A 21,458-nucleotide genomic window follows, 5' to 3' on the forward strand; every position below is an offset into this window, starting at 1 on the left:
GACCCGGGCCCCCGGCCCGACATGGGCCCCTGAGCCTGCCGAAGGGCTCGCCCAGGACGCTGCCCACCGTCGCGACGAGTCGGCAGGCTCGTCGGCCCGTCCGCCGTTCTCGCGAGCGGCACTGCAGCAGCTGATGTGGGACCAGGTGGGTCTGATCCGCACCCGGCCGGGGATGCGGGATGCCCTGGCCCAGCTGAACGCGTGGTCGGCACCGGCACCGGCCTCACCGGCTGCGCACGAGGACGCGAATCTGCTCACCGTGGCGCGCGCGGTGGCATCCGCCGCTCTCGCCCGCACCGACTCGCTCGGCGCGCATTCTCTGCTCTCGCCCGTCCTGCCCTCGCCCGTCCTGCCCTCGCCCGCCCTGATCGGAGCCGCATGATCACGCCTGCCACCCTGCGACGCACGGTGTCCGCCGCCCTCGAAGAAGACGCACCGTGGGGGGATCTGACCAGCACGGCCCTGCTGCCCGCGTCGGCGCACGCGAACGCCGATCTCGTCGCCCGCGAACCGGGTGTGTTCAGCGGCGGCGAGGTGTTCGCCGCCGCCTTCACCCTCACCGATCCCGGCGTGCAGGTCGACCTGCATGTCGCCGACGGCGACCGCTTCGAGGCCGGGGACGCTCTCGCGTCGGTCAGCGGACCCGCGCGCAGCCTGCTGACCGCCGAGCGCGTCGCACTGAACTTCACGCAGCGGATGAGCGGCATCGCGACCCTCACCGCCGCCTACGTCGACGCCATCGCCGGGACGGGCGTGCGCATCGCCGACACGCGCAAGACCACCCCCGGGCTGCGGGAGTTCGAACGGCACGCGGTCGTCTCGGGCGGCGGAAGCAATCACCGCCGGTCGCTGTCCGACGCCGTGATGGCGAAGGACAACCATCTCGCCGTGCTGCGCCAGAGCGGACAGGATCTCGCCACCGCGCTGCGCGAGGCGCTCAGCCGGCTGCCGCACACCACGCACGTCGTCGTGGAGGTCGACCGGCTCGATCAGATCGCCGCCGTGCTCGACGGCGGCGCCCACACGGTGCTGCTCGACAACTTCGCACTCGACGATCTGCGTGCGGGCGTCGCCGCGATCGCGGGCCGGGCCGTCGCCGAGGCGTCGGGTGGCGTGGCTCTCGACACGGTGCGCTCCATCGCCGAGACCGGTGTGCAGGTGATCTCGGTGGGCGCGCTCACGCACTCGGCCCGAGCCCTCGACCTCGGGCTCGATCTGCGGATCGATTGACGTGCTCTATCTCGACCACGCCGCCACCTCCCCGGTGCGTCCGGAGGTGCTCGAGGCGATGCATCCGTTCCTCACGGGGGTGTACGGCAACCCGTCGAGCCACCACACGGTCGGCGAGGCGGCGTCCGAGGCGCTGGAGTGGGCCCGAGGGCGGGTCGCCGCAGCGCTGGGCATGCGGGCGTCGGAGGTGATCTTCACCTCGGGAGGCACCGAGGCGAACAACCTCGCGGTGAAGGGCATCGTGCTCGGTGCACGGCGGGAGGATGCGTGGCGGCACGGGCTGATCACCACCCCGATCGAGCACGAGTCGATCCTGGGCTCCGCCGAGTATCTGCACCGTCTGCACGATGTCGAGGTCACGCTGCTGCCGGTCGACGACCACGGTTCGGTCGCGGTCGACGACCTGCGCACCGCTCTGGACCACACCGACGCGGCCCTGGTGAGCGTGGGCCACGCGAACAACGAGATCGGCACCGTGCAGGACGTCACCGGGCTGGTCGCGGTCGCCCGTGAGCGCGGGGTGCCCGTTCATGTGGACGCGGTGCAGTCGGCCGGATGGCTCGATCTGCGCGCGCTCGGGGCCGACGCGGTCTCCATCGCCGGTCACAAGCTCGGCTCGCCGAAGGGCATCGGAGCGGTCGGCGTGCGCTCACGCGTTCCTCTGGAGCCGCTGCTGCACGGTGGCGCGCAGGAGCGCGGGCGTCGCAGTGGAACCGAGAACGTGGCCGGAGCCGTCGGCCTCGCCACCGCCCTCGACCTCGTCGAGGTCGAACGGGTGCAGAACGCCGCCGTGGTGGCCGCGCAGACCGCGGCATTCATCGCCGCGGTGCGGGATGCCGTGCCGCGGGCCGCTCTGACCGGCTCCGCCGATCGTCGGCTGCCGAACCTTGCGAGCTTCACCTTCGCCGGCACCAGCGGCGAGGCCGTGCTGCTGGAGCTGGAGCGTCGCGGCGTCGTCTCGTCGAGCGGGTCGGCCTGCGCCGCCGGAAGCGACGAGCCCTCGCCCGTGCTGCTGGCGACCGGCATCCCGCCGGAGGTCGCGCAGACCTCGGTGCGCTTCACCTTCGCACGCACTCCGCTGCCCGACGGCGCGGCTCACCACATCGCGAGGCTTGTCGCCGATGCCGTCGCTGCGGTGTGCCGGTGATCCGACCGTGTGGTGCCACGACTCACTGTTGGACGCACGCGCTCATGACGGCGAGTGCGCGGCATCCCACCAGTCGAGAACGCGGGTGCCGATCAGCGTGAGCCACTTCGACGGCTGCCCCGGAGGCGCATCGGTCTCGACCCACACCGCTCCCCCATGAGCATCGCCCTGCAGCCAGGTGCCGTCGGGTCGACGCGCGGCGCGCACTGCGGCGATCGCATCCGCCATCCGCGGATCCGGCGCCGTGCCCTCCAGCTGGGATGCCTGCCGGAAGTGATCCAGCGCTGCCAGCGCACTGAACTGCCATCGGCTGGGCGCGATGAGATCCGTCACCCATGGGCCGACGATCTCGCCCGTCGACAGGCGCCGCATGAGACGCCGCTCGAGCAGGTACTCCTCGCCGCCGTGGCGTGCGTGTCGCAGCGACCGATCGCCGCTGATGCGCTCGTAGACGAGCATCTCGGCGACCGCGTTGAGCGTCGAGTGGAACGACGACCGCGTCGACCGGCCCTCCTCCGCTTCGCAGTTCCAGCCGCCGTCGGCGAGCCGGTGCTCCGGAAACCACGCCGCGATGGCCGACACGTCCGCTCCGAGCCACGCCCCGGTGGCGAGGGTGAACCCGTTGATGCAGACATCGATCTCCCCACCCCAGTAGGGCAGATCGTCGTACTCCCAGCGACTGTTCGCGGCGATCTTCTCCGCGGTGCCTGCCAGGGGCGCTGCGTCCATGCCGAGATCGCGCAGGTCCTTCAGCGCCCAGGTCGTCGCGATCCACGGCTGCTGACCCGGATGCCGCTCGATCACTCCCTCGCCCGAGAAGTGTGCTGCCGGGAAGTACGCGCCGCCCGCCCACTGCCCGTCGGCGTCCTGCCTGGCGAGGATCGCCGCGCCGAAGCCCTCTGTCGCGATGCGCGCCCTGGTCGCCTGCCACACCTCCTCCGGCTCACCGAGCAGGTCGCGCTGCACCTGCCAGCGCAATGCCGGGTCGGAGTCGCACAGCCAGTCGATGGTGGCCTTCGTCAGCGAAGTCATGCGTCGCAGGCTACGCCTGCCCAGCGACATCGGGCACTGGACCGTGAACCGTAGACTCGGCGTCGTGACCCCGCTTGTGACGATGATCGTGCCAGGACGCGACGTCGCCGCCTTCGCACCCGCCGCGCTCGCCTCGCTGCAGGCGCAGACCGAGACCCGCTGGCACGCCCTGCTCGTCGACGACGGCTCGCACGACGACACGGGGGCCGTGTTCGCCGCCGCCGCAGCCCGCGACGCTCGTTTCCAGGTGCTCCGGCACGACGAGTCCCGGGGGCTCGGCGCCGCCCGCAACGTCGCTCTCGACCTCGTCGACACGCCGTTCGTCGGCTTCCTCGACGCCGACGACGAGCTGACGCCGCGCGCGATCGAGACCTGGCTCGCCACGCTCGACGAATCCGGCAGCGACTTCGTGGCCGCCGCGTACGTGCGCTCCCGGCTCGTCGACGGCGGGTACCTTCCCGGCCGCGTGCAGCCGTGGGTCGCGTCCGCCACTGCGCCCCGGAGCCTCGGGGTCACCCTCGCGGAACATCCCGACGCATCGGCCAACATCGTCGCGTGGTCGAAGCTCAGCCGCGCCGCCCTCTGGGAACGGCTGCGCTTTCCCGAGAACGTCGCCTACGAGGATCAGGTCGTCGCGCAGCGGATGTACACCGAGGCGCGCGCGTTCGACGTCATCCCCGACGTCGCGGTGCACTGGCGCGTGCGCGCCGACGGCACGTCGGTCACGCAGGGCAAGGGCCGGCTCCCCGTGCTGCACGACTACCTCGCAGCTCTCCTCGGCGGCATCGACGTGCTCACCGCGGCAGGTCAGAGCGGTGCGGTGCGCTCGCGCATCGCGCTGATCCTCGCGATGGACCTGCCGCCGCTGCGCACGATCGCAGCCGAGCATCCGGATCCCGCCTACCGAACGGCCGTCGAGGCCTTCGAGGCCTCGCTGCGCGCCCTGCCCGAGTACGACGCCGTCGAAACCGATCTGGAACTGACGCAGGCGCTGGCATGGTGAGGCGGCACACGGCGTGACCTCTCACCGGTCGCCCTCGAGAGCCGTCGATCGCTGACGGCTCCCGATCGGCTCACTCCGTCCGGGAGCGGAGGAGCTCGGGTTCGGGCTGGGTGTGGTGGGGGGTGTCGAGCAGCTCGGCCTGCAGCCGCCAGAGCTGGGCCTTGAGCTGCTCTCGCAGCTCGTGGTGCGCGGGATCGTGGTAGATGTTTCGCAGCTCGTGCGGATCCGCTTCGAGGTCGTACATCTCCCATTCCGGCGGGTAGGTGTGCGGCGACGACCCGGGCAGGCCGAGACCGTCGTTGTAGAAGTAGATGAGCTTGTGGCGTTCGGTGCGGATGCCGTAGTGCGCGAAGGCGTGATGGTTGATGTCGTCGTTCTCGAAGTACCGGTAGTACATCGCCTCGCGGGTTGGAGCATGCGGGTCGTCGGTGAGCTGGGGCCAGATGCTCACCCCCTGCATGCGCTCGTGGGGCGCGATGCCCGCCGCGTCGAGGATCGTCTGGGCGAAGTCGACGTTCGTGACGATCTGCGTCAGCGGCTCGTCCCGCGCGGGGATGCGGGAGGGGCAGGACAGCACGAGAGGCATCCGCAGCGACTCGTCGTACATGAACCGCTTGTCGAACCAGCCGTGATCGCCCAGGAAGAAGCCCTGGTCTGAGGTGTACATGGTGAGCGTGTCATCGAAGAGGCCGCGCTCGCGCATCCAGTCGATCACCCGCCCCACGTTGTCGTCCACCGACGCCACGCAGGCCAGGTAGTCCTCCATGTAGCGCTGGTACTTCCACACCGCCGCCTGCTCGTAGGTCAGCCCCTCGGGAGGGGCGACCTTCAGGTCGGTCAGCGTGAGATGATCGGCGATCCGCATCGCCGCCCGATGCGCGGCGGATGAGCGCGTCGCGTAGTCGTCATCGAACGTCGCGGGCAGCGGGATCGGGTCCGCGTACATCCCCTTGTGCTTCTCGTCCGGCTCCCACGGGCGGTGCGGGGCCTTGTGGTGGATCAGCAGACACCACGGCTCCTCCCCCGTCAGCGACTCGAGCCAGCCCAGCGCCAGATCGGTGATGACGTCCGTCGCGTACCCGGGCACGATCTGCACACCGTCGGAGGTGAGGATCTGCGGGTCGAAGTACTCGCCCTGATCGCGCAGCACGGCCCAGTAGTCGAATCCCTCCGGGTCGTGGCCGGGCCCCTCGCCCATGTGCCACTTCCCGACGATCCCGGTGCGGTACCCGGCCTCGCGCAGCTGCGACACGAACGTCGGCTGCGACGCGTCGATCGGCGTCTCCAGGGTCGTCACCCCGTTGACGTGACTGTACGTCCCGGTCAGGATCGACGCCCGCGACGGCGTGCACAGCGCGTTGGTGCAGAAGCAGTTCTCCAACCGCACGCCCGCCTCGGCGATCTCGTCGATCCGCGGCGTGGTGTTCACCACCGATCCGTACGCGCCGATCGCGTGCGACGCATGATCGTCGGTCAGGATCAGGACGATGTTCGGACGCTTCTGGGAAGAGGGCATGCTGCTCATTCGGTCGGGGTTCTCAGGTGGTGCTGCCGGCCGCGGGGACTCCCGCGGCCGGCAGGTCGGGGGTGGATGCTACTTGCCGGCGGCGACGAACGCGTCGCCCAGGTAGTAGGTCGACGCGTCGGTCGCGTCCTCGAGCTTGCCGGCCGAGACGAAGTACTCGTTCAGGCTGGTCAGCCACGCGGCGACCGTGCCGTCCTCGGTCAGCTCGTCCAGCTCGCTCGAGCTGAGGTACTTCGCGTTCTCGGCGTCGGCAGCGAAGCCCTTCGCATCCGCCTTCAGCATCTTCGCCGTCAGCTCGACCGTGTCGTCGATGTTCTCGGCACGGTAGTCCATCGCCTCACGCAGCACGCCGAGAACCTTCTCGGTCGCCTCCGGGTGCTCCTTCGTGAACTTCGGGTTCGCGACGAACGCGCTCGGGAATGCGACGTCTTCCGAGAAGTCCTCGTTCTCGGCGAGGATCTCGAGGTCGGGCACCTGCTGCTCGATGGTGTTGATCAGCGGGTACCAGATACCGGCGGCATCGACCTGCTTCGACGAGAACGCCGCGACCACGGTGGAGGGGTCCATCGCGACCTTCTCGACGTCATCGATCGTCATGCCGGCAGAGCGCAGCGCCATCGTGAGGATCATGTCGCCCGAGGTGCCCTCGGGCACGGCGACCTTCTTGCCCTTGAGGTCCTTGATCGAGGTGATGCCGTTCTGGGCGATGACGCGGTCGGCGTTGCCGAGGCTGTTGATCGCGGCGACCTCGGCCTGACCCGACGCCGGCAGCCACATGGCGCCGGGGCCGATGTAGCCGAAGTCCAGGTCGTTCGTGCCGAGCGCCTGGATCTGCAGCGGACCGTTGGTGAACACCGGCGTCTCGACTTCGAGGCCGGCCTTCTCCCACAGATCCTGATCGTCGGCGATGGCGAGCAGGCTGGCGCCGTTGAAGTCGGCGATGTAGCCGAACCGGACGGTGGGCATCTCAACGGCGGACGAGTCGCCGTCGGCGGGCTTGTCGCCGCCGGATCCGGTCGAGCAGCCGGTGACCGCGAGTGCAGCGGCCGTGAGCAGTGCGGCTGCGGCGGCGATGCCACGTGCGCGCGTGTTGCGATTCATGGGTGTTCCTCTTGTTGTGCGGGCCGTCGGGACGGCTGTGGGTCGAGCCGTCGGATGACGGCTGCGGGTGGGAGAGCCGTCAGGAGACGGCGGTCGTGACGCGGTGGCCGGGGGTCTGGTGGTAGACCGCGTTCCAGACGCGATTGCGCAGTGCCGCGAACTCGGGGCTGAGCCGCATCTCCTCGGTGCGCGGGTACGGCAGATCGACGTCGACGATCTCGTAGATGCGGCCCGGGCGGGCGGCCATGACGATCACCCGGTTGGCGAGGAAGACAGCCTCGTCGACGTCATGGGTGATGAACATGACGGTGCGCTTCTCCTGGCTCCAGGTGCCGAGCAGCTGCTCCTGCAGCTTCACCCTGGTGAGCGCGTCGAGCGCGCCGAACGGCTCGTCCATGAGCAGGATGCTGGGATTCACCGCGTATGCCCTGGCGATCGCGCAGCGCTGCTTCATGCCACCGGAGAGCATCTTCGGCAGCGCGTCGGCGAAGTCGCTGAGGCCGACCATGTCGATGAAGTGCTGCGCCCGCTCTCGACGCTCGGCGGCGCCGAGACCCGCGGTCTTCAGACCGAACTCGACGTTCTTGCGCACGGTGAGCCAGGGGAACAGCGCGTACTGCTGGAAGATGACTCCGCGGTCCGGGCCGGGACCGGTGACCGGAGCACCGTCGACCAGAGCCTCTCCGGAGGTCGGGGTGTCGAGGCCGGCGAGGATGTTCATGAGCGTCGACTTGCCGCATCCGCTGGGTCCGACCACGGTGACGAACTCGTTGTCGGCGACATCGAGCGACACGTTGTCGAGGGCGACGAAGCTCTCGCCCTTGAGGTCGAAGGTCTTGGTGACGCCCTGCACGCTGATGCGCGGGTCGGTGGTGTTCATCGGCGCTCCTGCCATCCTGTGAGCTTGCGTTCGGCCAGCAGCAGCAGTCGGTCCATGATCAGACCGAAGATGCCGATGACGATGAGGCCGACGAAGATCGTCGGCAGGTCGTAGTAGAGCTGCGCCTGCTGCATCCGGTATCCCAGCCCGGCCTGTGCGGCGATCAGCTCGGCGGCGACCAAGGTCGCCCACGAGGCACCGAGACCGACGCGCATGCCGACGAGGATGAACGGCACCGATGCCGGCACGGCGACACGGATGAAGATCGCGCCGTCCTTCGCGCCCAGCACTCGGGCGGCGTTGATGAGCGTGCGGTCGACGTTGACGACGCCCTGGAAGGTCGAGATCACGCATGCGAAGAAGGCTGCGAGGAAGATCACCAGGATCTTCGGCTCCTCCCCGATGCCGAGAAGCACGATGGCGAGCGGGATGATCGCGAGCGGCGGGATGGTGCGGAAGAACTGGATCCACGGCTCGATGAGCCCTCGGGCCCAGGTGTACCAGCCCATCAGGAAGCCGACCGGGATCGCGACCAGTGTTCCGAGGAGGAAGCCGGTGAGCACGCGCGCCAGCGAGGCGCCCAGGTCGCCGATGAGCGTGCCGTCGACGATCAGCTCTCCGGCACGGGTGATGACCTCGATGGGCGTGGGGAGCCGGAAGCCGAGAATCGCCAGCAGCCACCAGATGCCGATTCCCGCGACGATGCTGAGGGTGGTGAGCACCACCGGATTGCGGTGCGGTCGCGGTGCCGCGGCACGGCGCGGGCGGCGTGCGCGTGTCGCGGCCATAGCGGCGGTCGCGGTCTCGGGCGGGACGCTGCGGGCGGGGGCGCTCATCGCGACCCTCCTGTCGGTGCGAGTGGGGCGTTCATCTTCTCTCTCGGGGTTCGGCCCTCAGGCAGGGCGGGATCGGTGAGGGTGGGATATCCGGCCAGCACGGGCGTGCGTCGAAGCAGCGCGATGATTCCGCCGATCGCGCCGGCTTCATGGCGCAGGGACGTGCGCCGGATGCGGGGTCCGTACCGGCCGACGGGGAGCAGCTCGTAGGTCACGGTCTCGACGATCTGATCGATCAGCACGTCCGAGGCCAGAGCGACCTCGCCGCCGATGACGATCTCGCGTGGGTTGAGCGCGACCGCGAGAGACCCGAGAACCTGGCCGACCGCGCTGCCGACAGCTCGGAGCACCGCGAGAACGCTGGGGTCGCCCTTGGCGGCGGCGGACTCCACCTCGTCGAGGGATTCCACCGCGACACCCGCCTGCGCACATGCGACCAGCACGGCGTGGATCGACGCGACCGTCTCGAGACAGCCGCGCTTCCCACACCGGCACTCGCCGTCGGCGCCTGCCACGCGCAGGTGCCCGAGCTCGCCGGCGAACCCCGTGGAGCCTGCCACGAGCCGTCCGTCGACGACGAGGCCGCCGCCGACGCCGTCCGACAGTCGCACGTACAGCAGGTCGGCGACGGCTTCGGACGGACGCCATGCCGCCTCGGCCAGGGCGGCGAGCCTCGTGTTGTTGTCGAGAACGACGTCGATGCCGAATCGCTGCGCGAACTCGGAGCGCACAGTGTCGGCGAGCTCCCGGCGTGCCTCCGCGATCGGAGCATCGTGAGGGCGGGGGATGCGCGGCGGGAAGGGCCCCGGCAGCCCGACGGCGATGCCGAGTACTCCGCGCAGGTGCACACCGCCGGCGGTCGCCATTCGATCGATGAGGTCGAACGCGACCCGGCTGCGCTGGACCCAGTCCGGCCGCTGATCGGACGCCTCGGCCGGGTCGCTGTAGGCGAGACCATCGGAGGCGATGATCTCGCGCGCCGCGTTGGCGATCACCACCTGCACGGCACGGTGGCGGAAGTCGACCCCGAGGTACAGTCCGGCGACAGGATCCAGACGCAGCGTCTGCGCGGGGCGACCTCGACCGGCGATCGGCGCCGCGCTCCTGTCGACGGCGATGAGTCCGCGTGAGAGGAGACTCGCGGTGATCTCCGAGAGCGTGGTGCGCGACAGGCCGATCCTGTCGGCGAGCTCCGCCCGGGTCAGGGCGCCGTGCTCGCGCAGCACGTGCAGGACCCTGTCTTCATGGGTCCGGCGCACCAATGCATGCACTCCGGCGGGCGATGTCATGGGCATCACAGTAGGCAGGATCATTTTTTCCGTAAAGGCAGCGACATATTTCCGTTACATAACGGACAATGCCCCTGAGGAAAGAATTCCAGGAGAACTGAAAGCGGGTGCGACGGTCCGAAGACCATCGCACCCGCACGCACCGCAGCGTCAGTCCTGGGTGGCGCGTCGGCGCAGGATGAGCGCGAGTGCGACCAGCACTGCCGCGCCGCCAGCCGCTGCCAGAGGCCAGGATTCGGCACCCGTAGTGGCCAGGTCGCCACGTGAAGACCCGCTGGCGGGCATCCCCTGCGAAGCGCCGGAAGGACCGGGCGCTTCGCCTCCGTCCGAGGCTCCGGGACCCACGGGATCGACCGGATCAACCGGATCGACCGGATCGACCGGATCGACCGGATCGACCGCGGCGAGCGTCACGGTCGCCACCGAGGTGGCCACCACCTCGCCGCCGGCGGACACCTGCAGCGTGGCCGTGTAGACCCCAGGGTCTGCGAACACGCGCGTGGACTGGCCCGAATACGGCGAAGACATCGTCATCCTCACGATGTCGGTACCGCGATCCGCAGCCAGAGCCACGTTCTCGGTTTCCCCGTCCGACCAGGTCACCGTCGCGGTCACTTCGCCGGACGAGGTTGCAGGAACGACGGCGTGCCAGTCCACCTGGGCGGTACCCGGCTCTGCAGCCGCTCGCGTCGCCGCGTCCAGAGCTGTGGTCGTGACTGTCGGGGCAGCTGACGCCGTCCAGTCCACGGTCGCCGTCGGGAAGAAGTTCACGTCCTGGAGCGTCAGCCGCGGGCCACTGTCCGATACTCGCTGCAGGAATTCCGCGGCGTTCTTCTCCTCCTGAGGCGTCCAACCGGCCTCGGCCACGGCGAGCACACGGGGGAAGCTGTAGAACTGAGCCTGGTCGACGCCGCGGATGAACTCGCCCCAGAACGCACCTTCGACCCCGAGCACGTCCGACTCGGTGATCCCTGCGACGTGCTTGGCCGGGTTCCAGCTGTAGGCGTTCTCCAGGGTGCACGGGCCGCCGCACGCCCACAGCCCGCCCTGCGGCTGACGGGTGTCCTGCTTCTGCGGGAAGTACGTCTTGTTCGCCGGCGACAGGATGACCTTCGCGCCGCGATCCTGCACCGCTCTGGCGACGTTCCCTCCGTCGCCGGTCCACAGCTGGATGACCGCGTCGTCCTGTGGCAGCGAGGTCGCGCCGTACTCGTTCCAGCCGATCACGGTCTTGCCGAGCTCCGCGACCCGCGCGGTGGCGTAGTCGACCATCTTCGTGTAGTCGGCGCGTGAAGTGCTGTGCGCCTCGTCGCCGCCGATGTGCAGGTACGGCCCGGGGGTGAGCTCGGCGAGCTGCACCAGCACTTCGTCGATGAACTGATAGGTGACAGGGTTGTCGGCATCGAAACTGGACTCGCCCACGTTGCCGGTGCCCTGGTGTGGCGTCGTCTGCTCGCCGGGCAGCGGCTTGGGTGTGGACTTCTCCGAGTTCAGCTGCGGGATCGCGTGCAGAGCCGCGTTGGTGTGCCCCGGCATGTCGATCTCGGGGATCACCATCATGCCGTTCTCCGCTGCGTACGAGACGATCTCGCGGTAGTCATCCTTCGTGTAGAACCCCGTGTGCCCGAGTTCGGTGCCCATCAGCGCGCCCTGGGGGTTGTACGTCATCGCCGTCTTGCCGCTGATCTGGGTGAGCAGCCCGAAGTCGACGCCCGACGGGTTCTCGGACGGCGTGTCCATGGCGATGCGCCAGCCCTGATCATCAGTGAGGTGCAGGTGCAGGCGGTTGAGTTTGAGCGGCGCGATCGAATCGATGATGCGCTTGACCTCGGCGACGTCGTAGAAGCTGCGGGCGGTGTCGATCATGAAGCCACGGTGCGCGAAGCGCGGGTAGTCCACTATCGAGACGAAAGGCACGGTCCAGTCGATGTCGACACGCTGGTCGCCCTCTGACCACGCGGGCAGCAGCTGGCGCAGAGTCTGCACCGCATTCAGGGCGCCCGCCGCGGTCGCGGCAGCGAGACGAACGCCGTCGGCATCGACGTCGAGCACGTATCCCTCCTCTTCGTGACCTGCCGGGCCGAGGCCGTCAGCGACTCGGATGGTCACCGAGCCCTCTTCTCCCTGAGTGATCGGCAGCTCGTAGCCGCTCGAGTCGCGAAGGACGTCGGCGAGCAGCTCGGCGGCGTCGGTTCCGTCACCGGTGACGGCGATGCCCGCGTCGGACGGCATGGTGAAAGAGCCGGTCCCTTCCGTGACGCTGACCGGCAGCGGCACAAGCGGAAGCTGAGGCGCCGGGGGCACGGGCGCGGGCTTGGCTCCGTTCCAGACGCGCATCTCGGAGATCGAGTAGCCGAAGTTGCCCCAGCGTTTCGTCCCCTGCATGCGCACGAAGCTCACCGGCGTCTTGGAGTCGATGACGATCTCATCCACCCGGGGGCACGTGCTGGACTGCTTCGTCGTTGCCGTCGTCCAGTCGCGACCGTTCGTCGACGTCTGCAGCTGGAAGTCCCTCGCACACGCGTTCGGCCATTCGATCTCGACGGTGTGCACCGGCGACGGAGCGGCGAACTCGACCTGCACCCACGCATCGTCCTTGTAGTCCGACGACCACCGGGTGCCCGTCTCGCCGTCATTGATGTACTTCACTCCGAACCGGTCCGGGTTGTTCAGTTCTGTACCGGATGCCGTGAACGTACCGGTTCTGGCGAGATCTATCGCCGTAGGAGCCGGCGGCGCGGGGGGAGCCGCGGCGGAAGCCGCGGCTGGGGCCACAGCCAAGGCGAAGGCGACCGCCGCGGCGGCACCCGCCGCCACAGTGCGGGGACGTTTCATTTGTTCCTCCTCATCGAGCGCGGAGACGTCAGCTGCGACGTCGGCGTCCCCCACCGTAGGAAGGCGGTATTTTTTCCGTCAAGACTCCGGCGGAAAGCCTTCTCCGAGACGACCGGAAGCGGGCGTCAGTCCCCGATCCGAGCCGCCGCGATCTGCTGCGCCGCGAGAGTGGAATAGAGCCCGCCCGCCGCGAGCAGCTGGGCGTGCGTGCCCGACTCGACGATGCGGCCGGCCTCGACGACGTGGATCACGTCGGCGTCGATCACGGTCGACAGCCGGTGCGCGATCGACAGCGTCGTGCGGCCCTGCGCGGCGGTGTCCAGCGCTTCCTGCACGACCCGCTCCGACACGGTGTCGAGGGCCGAGGTCGCCTCGTCGAGCAGCAGCACCGGCGGATCCTTCAGCAGCACGCGGGCGATGGCGATGCGCTGCTTCTCACCGCCCGAAAGCCGATAGCCGCGCTCCCCCACGACGGTGTCGTATCCCCGGTCGAACGACGTGATCACGTGGTGGATGTTCGCCGCGCGGCACGCGCGCTCGAGTTCCTCGTCGGTGGCATCCGGCTTCGCATACCGCAGGTTCTCGCGGATCGTCGCGTGGAACAGGTACGTCTCCTGCGAGACGATCCCGATCCGGTCGATGATCGACTCCTGCGTGAGCGTCTTCACGTCGGCCCCCGAGAACTCGACGGTGCCGCCGGACGCCTCGTGCAGGCGGGGCGCGAGGTAGAGAATGGTGGTTTTGCCGGCACCCGACGGCCCGACGAAGGCGACGTGCGTGCCGGGCTCAGCGACGAACGAGACGCCGTCCAGAGTCGGGCGCGCCTCGGGCGGGGCATCCGGATACCGGAACACGACGTCTCTGAACTCGATGCGACCGCGCGGCCCCGGAGCATCGGCGGCGTCGATCGCGTCGGGTGCGTCCTGGATCTGCGGCACCATGTCGAGGTACTCGAAGATGCGCGCGAACAGAGCGGCCGAGGTCTGCAGGTCGAGCGCCACACGCATCAGGCCCATCAGCGGCATGAGCAGCCGCGCCTGCACGGTCGTGAATGCGACGATCGCGCCGGCGGTGATCTCGGGTGCGCCGCCGGTGAGGAAGAAACCGGCCACCAGGTAGACGATCGCCGGCACGCTGGCCATGATGACCTGCACGACGGCGAAGAAGCCCTGACCGCTCATCGCGCGCCGCACCTGCAGTCGCACCTGATTGCGGTTCTCGGCCTGGTATCGCACCGACTCGGTGCGCTGGCGGTTGAACGACTTCGACAGCAGGATGCCCGAGACGCTCAGCGTCTCCTGCGTGATGCTGCTCAGCTCCGACAGCGACTCCTGCGTCTCGCCGGCGATGCGCGCGCGCACCTGCCCTACCCGGCGCTGCACCAGCACGAGGATCGGCATGAGGATCACCGCGATGAGTGTGAGACGCCAGTCGATCAGGAGCATCGCGACGAGCGAGGCGATCACCGTCACGGTGTTGCCGAGCACGCTCGTGACGGTGTTGGTGAGCACACCAGACACACCGCCGACGTCATTCTGCAGCCGAGACTGGATCACTCCTGTCTTCGTGCGCGTGAAGAAGCCGAGCTCCATCGCCTGCAGGTGCTCGAACAGCCGCACCCTCAGGTCGCCGGTGACCTCGTTGCCGACCGTGGACGTGAGCCAGGTCTGCGTCACGCCCAGCACGGCCGACAGCAGGAACAGCCCGATCGTGATGCTCACCAGCATCGTGAGCAGCGGGATGCGCGGTCCGCCGCCGTCGAGGGGGAACAACGCGTCGTCGAAGATGTGCTGCACGAGCAGAGGAGGGATGACGGCCACCCCGGCCCCGACGATCACCAGCAGCGCGGTGAGCGCGAGACGCCCGCGATACGGGGTGAACAGCGCGACGACGCGGCGACCGAGACCGGGCACGGTGGGGGCCGCGGCGTTCATGCGCCGCTGCGCGGCCTCGTCCACGCCGCGGAAGACCGCGCCGCGTCCTCCTCCGCCGCCCATGCTCATCTCTTCAGGCTAGTCCGCGCAAGACGGGGAATACCGCTGGGCGCACAGGGGTTAGGATGGACGGCTGTTCTTCTCGACCGGCGTCGGCCGGCCGTGTTCTGCTCCATGGTCGGAGCACTTTCGCCGTTCGCATCCACTCTCGAGGAGACCCATGTCCACCGTCCACACCGGGTCCACTCCTGTCGTGCGTCCTTCTGCCGGCCTCATCCCTGCGAAGGACATGGCCGTGATCTGGGTGCTGCTCGCCGCCGCCTTCGTCGCCATCCTCAACGAGACGACGATGGGCATCGCGATCCCCCACCTGATCACCGATCTCGGCATCACCCCCATCGCTGCGCAATGGGTCACCAGTGCGTTCATGCTGACGATGGCGGTCGTGATCCCGATCACCGGGTTCCTGCTGCGTCGCTTCACGACGAGGCAGATGTTCCTCGGAGCCATCACGCTGTTCTCGACGGGAACGCTGATCGCCGCGCTCGCGCCCGGTTTCGTCGTGCTGCTCGTCGCCCGTGTCGTGCAGGCGTCGGGGACGGCCATCATGATGCCGCTGCTGATGACGACGATCATGAACCTGGTACCCGCGTCGTCGCGCGGCCGGATGATGGGCCGGGTGAGCATCGTGATATCGCTCGCTCCGGCGATCGGGCCCACGATGTCGGGCTTCCTGCTCGACCATTTCGGATGGCGGGCCATCTTCGTGGTCGTGCTGCCGATCGCCCTGATCGCGATGTTCATCGGGTGGCGCTGGCTGACGAACGTCGGCGAGACCGTCTACGCCCCGATCGATCTGCTCTCGGTGGTGCTGTCGGCGTTCGGATTCGGCGGGCTCGTGTTCGGCCTGAGCCAGATCGGCGGACTCGGCAACGGCGCCAACTGGGCGCCGATGGCGGTCGCGCTCGCGATCGGCGTGGTCGGACTGGCGCTGTTCCTCTGGCGGCAGGTGCTGCTGCAGCGCGACGATGACGCGCTGCTCGACCTGCGGGTGTTCGCCTCGAGGGACTTCTCGCTGTCGATGATCCAGATGTTCCTGCTGTCGCTCGCGTTCTTCGGCAGCATCACCATCATCCCGCTGTTCCTGCAGGATGCCCTGCAGCTGAAGGCACTCGAAGCCGGTCTCGTCGTGCTGCCCGGCGCCCTGGCCATGGGCTTGCTGGGCCCGGTGATCGGCCGCATCTACGACAGCCACGGCACCCGCATCCTGCTCATCCCCGGGTCGATCCTCGCGGCGTCGATGCTGTGGCTGTTCACGACCGTGACCGTCGGCACCCCGATCTGGCTCGTGCTCGGGGCCCAGTCGCTGCTCTCGGTCGGCCTCGCGCTGTCGTTCACCCCGCTGTTCACGGCATCCCTCGCGTCACTCAAGCCGAAGTTCTATTCCTACGGCAGCGCGGTGATCGGCACCGTCCAGCAGGTCGCGGGAGCGGCGGGGATCGCCGTGATGATGGCCGTCTTCACCGCCATCGTGAACGCCGGCGGCAGCACCGAGGTGCCCGGGGCCGTGGCGGCGGGCACGCGCACGGCGCTGACCATCGGCGCCGTCATCGCGACGGTCACGATCGTCGGCGCGTTCCTGATCCGCAAGCCCGACGACGAGGGCGACGGCGCACCCGCGCACGGCGCCCACTGAGGATCTTCGCAGGGGCGGGCCGCGGAGTGCGGTCCGCTTCATGACCATCACCACCCCCGCGCCCGAGGGCGCCAGCGGTGCCTTCGCGGTGACCCCCGAGGCACACGAGGCGTTCGTCGCGTAGGCGGTTCAGCCCGCGTCGGCTCCGGATGCCCGGGCATCCCCCGCGTCGACGCCGGCCACGCCGTCAACGCTCGTCGGCTGCGCGGGCGACAGCGCGCAGTGCCCGTCGGCGCACACCCCGGCAGCATCCGCGCCGATCAGTGTCAGTCCCGGCGGTGCGGTGAGGATGCGCGACGGGATCTCGGACGCCTGGTTCTCGGGCATCCCTCGATGGTACGCCGCCCCGGAGCAGCAGGCTCGAGCGGAGCAGCTCGCGCCAGCGCACGCCTCTCGTTCCGCCCCGGAGCGGGCGTGTAGCGTCAGATCTCATGAACGATCCGCAGGCCGATGCCCAGCACGACGGGCGCGACGAGACCGCCGCTGAGCGCGCCGACCGCAACTGGGAGGAGCTCATGCAAGAGCTGCGCGTCATGCAGACGGGCACGCAGATCCTCACCGGCTTCCTGCTGGCCGTCGCCTTCCAGCCGCTGTTCCGGGACCTGACCGACCCGCAGCGCCTTCTCTACATCGTGCTGGTGCTGCTCGCGGCGACCGCGACCATCCTGGCCCTCACGCCGGTCGGGATGCATCGCGTGCTCTTCGCGAAAGGCCGCAAGGCCGAGCTCGTGCATGCCTCGCATCGGATCGTGAAGGCCAACATGGTGGTGATCGCGGCGCTCACGGTCGGGATCACCGTTCTGATCATCGACTTCACGTTCAACCACGTCTTCGCGTTCATCGCGGGCGGCATCGGGCTCGTCGTGATCCTGCTGCTGTGGCTCGGGCTGCCGCTGCTGCTGGGCCGCAACCGCTGAAGGCCCGCACGCCCTGCGCGGCACGCGCTTCGTGTGAAACCCCTCAGAGTCCCGCGCTGAGCTTGAACCGGGCGCGCGGGTGCGGAATCGTGGCACGCACATCGCGCCGGACGGTGCGGTGTCCGCAACCGGAAGGAGAGCCGATGCTCACCCTGACCGAGAACGCAAATACGATCGCGGCGACCATCGTCGCCCAGCAGAGCACGACGCCGGATGCCGGACTCCGCATCCACTCGTCTGGCACTGAGGCCGAGCCCCGCTTCGCGGTGACGGTCGCCCCCACGCCCGAGCCGGGCGACTCCATCATCGGCGACGAGGACATCCACGTGTTCCTCGAGAAGGCCGCCGCCGACGCCCTCGACGACAAGGTGCTCGACGCCTCGGTCGACGAGCAGGGCGCTGTGTCGTTCAGCCTGCTGCCGCAGCCGGCCTGAGTGCCGCCGACAGCGAGGGCCGTCACCCGAACCGGGTGACGGCCCTCGCTGCGTCCCGAAGTCACGACGCAGGGGTGCGGTTCTCCGCGCTGACCATCCACGCGAACTGCTCGAGCTTCTCGATGATCGCGTGCAGGATGTCGGCCGAGGTCGGATCCTCGTCGTCGACCTGGTCGTGCACCCGGCGCATGGTCGCCACGGTCGTCTCGAGCCGCACGGTGATCAGGTCGATCGTCTCGGTCGTGGAGACCTCGCCCATCGGGAACTCGGGCAGCGTGGTCGCCTTGGCGACGGTGGCGCTGCGCCCGTCCGGGGCGGCGTGCAGCGCGCGCATGCGCTCGGCCACCGTGTCGCCGAAGCCGCGCGCCGCCTCGATGATCTCGTCGAGCTGCAGATGGGTGTCGCGGAAGTTACGGCCGACCACGTTCCAGTGGGCCTGCTTGCCCTGCACCGACAACTCGATGAGGTCGACGAGCACTGCCTGCAGATCGCGAATCAGGTCGGGCGACGCCTGAAAGCCCTTCTCCGCGTTCTCCAGCGGCGTGGTCTCGGCGGCGTCCTTCGTCTTCGCCGAGTCCTTCGTCTTGGGGCCGGAGTTCTTCGACTTCTGGGTCGCGGTGCTCTTGGCTGCCATGAATACCACCTCTGTCTTCTGCGCGGCGCTGCGCGGCGCGCGGTCGGTTGTGTGTTCGGCCCGACGCTAACACCGGCCCTCTGACCTGCTGAGGGGGTTGATTTCGTCGCGCCAGTCGTCCAACCATGCCGACGGCATGCCTTCGCCCGCATATCGCCTGTCGTAGCGTTGACGGATGCTTCGACGCCTGATCGCGCGGGTCTTCTGGCTCTGCAGCCGCTGGACTCTTCGCTCCCGACCCGCGCCGACCACGCCGACCGTGCTCATCGGCGCCCCGCACACCTCGAACTGGGACTTCGTGCTGATGCTGGCGATCGCGTGGCGCCTGGGGATCGAGGTGCGGTGGCTGGGCAAGAAGAGCCTGTTCCACGGCTGTCGCGGTCCGCTCATGCGCGCGCTGGGCGGTATCCCCGTCGATCGCGACGATCCCGGCCGCGTCGTCGCCGACGTGGTCGCGATGGTGCGGCGCGGTGAGGTGTTCGGCCTGGTCGTCACGCCCGACGGCACCCGCCGGGGCCACACGCACTGGAAGTCGGGCTTCTACCGAATCGCCCGTGAGGCCGGGATGCCCGTGACCCTCGGCTACGTCGACCGCACGACCATGACAACCGGACTCGGACCGACCCTCGAGCTCAGCGGCGACATCCCGGCCGACATGGACCGCATCCGCGCGTTCTACGCCGACAAAGCCGGCCTGCGCCCCGAGAACCGCGTCGAACCGCGCCTGCGCGAAGAGGGATGATGGGGGCATGGCCTCTCTCGACGTGACGTACGACCGGATCTCGCCCGACGACGCCGGAGAGGTGCTGACCCTGCAGCGGGCGGCGTTCGTGTCGGAAGCGCAGATCTACGGCAGCACCGACATGCCGCCGCTCACGCAGACCCTCGAGGCCGTTCAGGCTGAGCTCGTCGACTGCTACGGCTGGACGGCTCGCGTCGACGCCAGGCTCGTCGGCGCGCTGCGCGGACGCATCGACGCAGGCCTGCCGCTGGTCGGCAGGATCGCGATCGCGCCCGACCTGCAAGGCGAGGGCGTCGGCCGCGGGCTGCTGGACATCGCGGAGCGCGAGAGCGGCGCCACGCAGGCGGAGCTGTTCACCGGCAGCCTGAGCGAAGCGAACATCCGCCTCTATGAGTCGTGCGGCTACCACATCAGCGAGCGGGTGCCGCAGGACGACGGCACCGAGCAGATCTTCATGCGGAAGAATCTGCGCGGCTGAGGGAGGCAACCCGCCGCGACGGCCAGACCGTCCGGCCCGCGTGGTGCAGCATCGCGACGAAGACGATCGCCCACACGATCACGGCGATCACCAGCCCGACGCGGCCGACTGCTCCGGCAGCAGGCAGCCGGTCGGCCCGCGCGAGCGATTCGGACGCGACGGCGAACATCCCGATGGGGAACACCATCGACCAGAGCGTCGGCACGTACCGCAGGGGCACGCGGTGCACACCGTGACGCCACACCCCCGCCCCCACCAGCAGCGGAATCAGCCAGAGACAGAAGACCCAGAAGATCACGACCGTCGCGGCGATCAGCGGGCGCACCGCGTCGACGATCGGCGTCTGGGGCATCCCGACGATGCTCGCACCGGCGACGACGGCGATCGCGAGTGCACCCATCGCCACCCAGTAGGCCGGATCGAACTGCTGCGGAGTGACGCCGTAGTGCACGACGCGAAGGAGCACGAGCATTGCGATGGCGGCGTACAGCACCACGCCGACCGACCACGCGAGCACAGCGAGCACACCCACCCAGGTGGCCATCTCGCTGCCTGCGGGCGGGTGCAGCTGCGTCATGCTGATCGCGAGGGACTGGCTGGCGACGGCCCAGATGAACCAGGTGCCGTTGGCACGCGCCAGGATGGGCCTGCCGTCGCGAGTCATCAGCACCTGCCACGGGAGGAGGTACCCGAACACGACCCAGATGACGCCCGCGAGCACGAACAGCGGAACGGCGAGCGCCGCCAGCTCCTCCCGCGCGAAGCGCACGCCGAGAACACCGGAGGCCGCCACCACGGTGAAGAAGGCGAAGGCCTTCTCGGGATCGCGCAGGTCGGCGACGACGTTCTGCCCGAACGCGACCGCTCGCCAGACGTACAGACCCCAGAACACCACGTATAGGGCGGCGGCGAGCCACATCAGAACGACGGACGCAGCACCGGCTCCGAGGTCGTGCAGTCCGATCGAGACGATGCCGGTGCCCATCACGGCGGCGAAGTACCCGGGTGCCAGATCGGCGACCGCTGTGCGAACCGGGTTCATCGTCGACTCTTCGGCGGGAGTCAGTCCCAGTCGAGGTACTCCTCGATCACGACGGCGGTCTCGATCGGGTGCGTCGCGACGAAGTAGTGGTCGGCCTCGGGGATGCGGGTGATGGTCGCCCGCTCGGGTGCGGTCGCCTGCAGCGTCTCGGCGTTCACGGTGGGGGTGACGTCGTCGTTCTCGGCCTGGATGATCAGCACCGGGATGCCAGGGGCGAGAGGGATCTGCTCGTCTTCGACACCCAGCATGAGCAGTCCGTTGACGCGCTCGGGATGATCGACGGCGAAGGTGCGCGCGATGGTGCTGCCGTGACCGTGGCCGCCGATCCAGGTGTCGTCGATGTCGAGTTCTTCGATCACGTCCGCCGCGTCGGCAGCGCGGTCTGACGGGGTGATGCCCGAGACTTCCGCGCGGGAGCCGATGCGCACCACGCGGAAGCCGGCCTCTTCGGCCAGGTAGTGCGAGATGACGCCGAGGCCGTCAGCCTCGAGGCTGCGGTCGGTGACCAGCACGAGCGTGACCGGGCCTTCACCCTCGTCGACGAAGGGGATGGCGCGGCCTTCGGGCTCGAAGGTGCTGGGCTGGGTCACGATGTGTGCTCGCTTCCGGTCGGTCGGTGGCGCGTCGATGGCCTCCCCCAGCGTACCGGGAGGTGGTCGACGGCGAAGAGCGCCGTCACCAGCGCCGCGACGCCACTCTGAGA

General features: G+C 69.1%; 20 protein-coding genes and 1 pseudogene. 9 read left to right on the forward strand and 12 right to left on the reverse strand.

The annotated features are described in order from the left end of the window. From RT309_RS02140 to RT309_RS02150, 3 genes and pseudogenes are all read left to right on the forward strand, one after another. Positions 1–382, forward strand: a pseudogene (locus tag RT309_RS02140) (hypothetical protein); the annotation flags it as partial. Then, the gene (nadC, locus tag RT309_RS02145) at positions 379–1,230 is read left to right on the forward strand and encodes a carboxylating nicotinate-nucleotide diphosphorylase (RefSeq protein WP_313354904.1); all 852 of its coding nucleotides are present in this window, start codon (positions 379–381) and stop codon (positions 1,228–1,230) included. The pseudogene RT309_RS02140 and the gene nadC, both read left to right, overlap by 4 nt. A 1-nt stretch (position 1,231) precedes the next feature. Then, positions 1,232–2,377, forward strand: a complete 1,146-nt coding sequence (locus RT309_RS02150; RefSeq protein WP_313354906.1) for a cysteine desulfurase family protein — start codon at positions 1,232–1,234, stop codon at positions 2,375–2,377. A 42-nt stretch (positions 2,378–2,419) separates the two neighbouring features. Here the strand turns inward: RT309_RS02150 and RT309_RS02155 are convergent, their stop codons facing one another. After that, on the reverse strand, positions 2,420–3,409 hold the full coding sequence (locus RT309_RS02155) for a squalene cyclase (RefSeq protein ID WP_313354908.1): 990 nt from the start codon (positions 3,407–3,409) through the stop codon (positions 2,420–2,422). A 64-nt stretch (positions 3,410–3,473) separates the two neighbouring features. On the opposite strand from RT309_RS02155, the gene RT309_RS02160 reads away from it, so the two are divergent. Beyond that, on the forward strand, positions 3,474–4,412 hold the full coding sequence (locus RT309_RS02160) for a glycosyltransferase family 2 protein (protein ID WP_313354910.1): 939 nt from the start codon (positions 3,474–3,476) through the stop codon (positions 4,410–4,412). A gap of 70 nt (positions 4,413–4,482) precedes the next feature. Here the strand turns inward: RT309_RS02160 and RT309_RS02165 are convergent, their stop codons facing one another. The 7 genes from RT309_RS02165 to RT309_RS02195 form a co-directional block, all read right to left on the reverse strand. After that, a complete protein-coding gene (locus tag RT309_RS02165) occupies positions 4,483–5,928 on the reverse strand; it encodes a sulfatase (protein ID WP_313354912.1) in 1,446 nt (481 codons plus the stop codon). Positions 5,929–6,006: 78 nt separating this feature from the next. Further along, positions 6,007–7,038: an aliphatic sulfonate ABC transporter substrate-binding protein gene (locus RT309_RS02170; RefSeq protein WP_313354914.1), complete on the reverse strand. Its 1,032-nt coding sequence runs from the start codon at positions 7,036–7,038 to the stop codon at positions 6,007–6,009. 79 nt (positions 7,039–7,117) lie between these two features. After that, the gene (locus tag RT309_RS02175; RefSeq protein WP_313354915.1) at positions 7,118–7,918 is read right to left on the reverse strand and encodes an ABC transporter ATP-binding protein; all 801 of its coding nucleotides are present in this window, start codon (positions 7,916–7,918) and stop codon (positions 7,118–7,120) included. After that, positions 7,915–8,754: an ABC transporter permease gene (locus tag RT309_RS02180; protein ID WP_313354916.1), complete on the reverse strand. Its 840-nt coding sequence runs from the start codon at positions 8,752–8,754 to the stop codon at positions 7,915–7,917. Before RT309_RS02180 ends, RT309_RS02175 begins: the two co-directional genes overlap by 4 nt. Then, positions 8,751–10,043, reverse strand: coding sequence for an ROK family transcriptional regulator (locus RT309_RS02185; RefSeq protein WP_313354918.1), 1,293 nt, complete (start codon positions 10,041–10,043; stop codon positions 8,751–8,753). Before RT309_RS02185 ends, RT309_RS02180 begins: the two co-directional genes overlap by 4 nt. A gap of 150 nt (positions 10,044–10,193) precedes the next feature. Beyond that, positions 10,194–12,878, reverse strand: coding sequence for a family 20 glycosylhydrolase (locus RT309_RS02190; protein WP_396654400.1), 2,685 nt, complete (start codon positions 12,876–12,878; stop codon positions 10,194–10,196). 125 nt (positions 12,879–13,003) lie between these two features. Continuing rightward, the gene (locus RT309_RS02195; protein ID WP_313354922.1) at positions 13,004–14,881 is read right to left on the reverse strand and encodes an ABC transporter ATP-binding protein; all 1,878 of its coding nucleotides are present in this window, start codon (positions 14,879–14,881) and stop codon (positions 13,004–13,006) included. A gap of 151 nt (positions 14,882–15,032) precedes the next feature. Here RT309_RS02195 and RT309_RS02200 point away from each other — a divergent pair, with 151 nt between their 5' ends. Continuing rightward, a complete protein-coding gene (locus tag RT309_RS02200) occupies positions 15,033–16,508 on the forward strand; it encodes a DHA2 family efflux MFS transporter permease subunit (protein ID WP_313354924.1) in 1,476 nt (491 codons plus the stop codon). A gap of 129 nt (positions 16,509–16,637) precedes the next feature. On the opposite strand, the gene RT309_RS02205 is transcribed toward RT309_RS02200, so the two are convergent. Beyond that, a complete protein-coding gene (locus tag RT309_RS02205; protein ID WP_313354925.1) occupies positions 16,638–16,835 on the reverse strand; it encodes a hypothetical protein in 198 nt (65 codons plus the stop codon). A gap of 104 nt (positions 16,836–16,939) precedes the next feature. On the opposite strand from RT309_RS02205, the gene RT309_RS02210 reads away from it, so the two are divergent. Together RT309_RS02210 and RT309_RS02215 are read left to right on the forward strand one after the other, a co-directional pair. After that, positions 16,940–17,425 (forward strand): DUF6328 family protein, encoded by a 486-nt coding sequence (locus tag RT309_RS02210; RefSeq protein ID WP_313354927.1) that lies wholly within the window; start codon positions 16,940–16,942, stop codon positions 17,423–17,425. A 143-nt stretch (positions 17,426–17,568) separates the two neighbouring features. Further along, positions 17,569–17,859, forward strand: a complete 291-nt coding sequence (locus tag RT309_RS02215; protein ID WP_313354929.1) for a Fe-S cluster assembly protein HesB — start codon at positions 17,569–17,571, stop codon at positions 17,857–17,859. A gap of 61 nt (positions 17,860–17,920) precedes the next feature. Here RT309_RS02215 and RT309_RS02220 read toward each other — a convergent pair whose 3' ends face one another. Next, positions 17,921–18,493, reverse strand: coding sequence for a DNA starvation/stationary phase protection protein (locus RT309_RS02220; protein WP_313354930.1), 573 nt, complete (start codon positions 18,491–18,493; stop codon positions 17,921–17,923). A gap of 175 nt (positions 18,494–18,668) precedes the next feature. Between RT309_RS02220 and RT309_RS02225 the strand changes: the two genes are divergently transcribed. Together RT309_RS02225 and RT309_RS02230 are read left to right on the forward strand one after the other, a co-directional pair. Further along, positions 18,669–19,235: a 1-acyl-sn-glycerol-3-phosphate acyltransferase gene (locus tag RT309_RS02225; protein ID WP_313354931.1), complete on the forward strand. Its 567-nt coding sequence runs from the start codon at positions 18,669–18,671 to the stop codon at positions 19,233–19,235. A 7-nt stretch (positions 19,236–19,242) separates the two neighbouring features. After that, positions 19,243–19,713: a GNAT family N-acetyltransferase gene (locus tag RT309_RS02230; RefSeq protein ID WP_313354933.1), complete on the forward strand. Its 471-nt coding sequence runs from the start codon at positions 19,243–19,245 to the stop codon at positions 19,711–19,713. On the opposite strand, the gene RT309_RS02235 is transcribed toward RT309_RS02230, so the two are convergent. Together RT309_RS02235 and RT309_RS02240 are read right to left on the reverse strand one after the other, a co-directional pair. Further along, a complete protein-coding gene (locus RT309_RS02235; protein WP_313354934.1) occupies positions 19,688–20,755 on the reverse strand; it encodes a tellurite resistance/C4-dicarboxylate transporter family protein in 1,068 nt (355 codons plus the stop codon). The genes RT309_RS02230 and RT309_RS02235 overlap by 26 nt on opposite strands. Positions 20,756–20,775: 20 nt before the next feature. Continuing rightward, a complete protein-coding gene (locus tag RT309_RS02240; RefSeq protein WP_313354936.1) occupies positions 20,776–21,345 on the reverse strand; it encodes an alpha/beta hydrolase in 570 nt (189 codons plus the stop codon). Positions 21,346–21,458: the final 113 nt, after the last annotated feature.

Source organism: Microbacterium sp. (assembly GCF_032084865.1).
Lineage (GTDB): Bacteria > Actinomycetota > Actinomycetes > Actinomycetales > Microbacteriaceae > Microbacterium.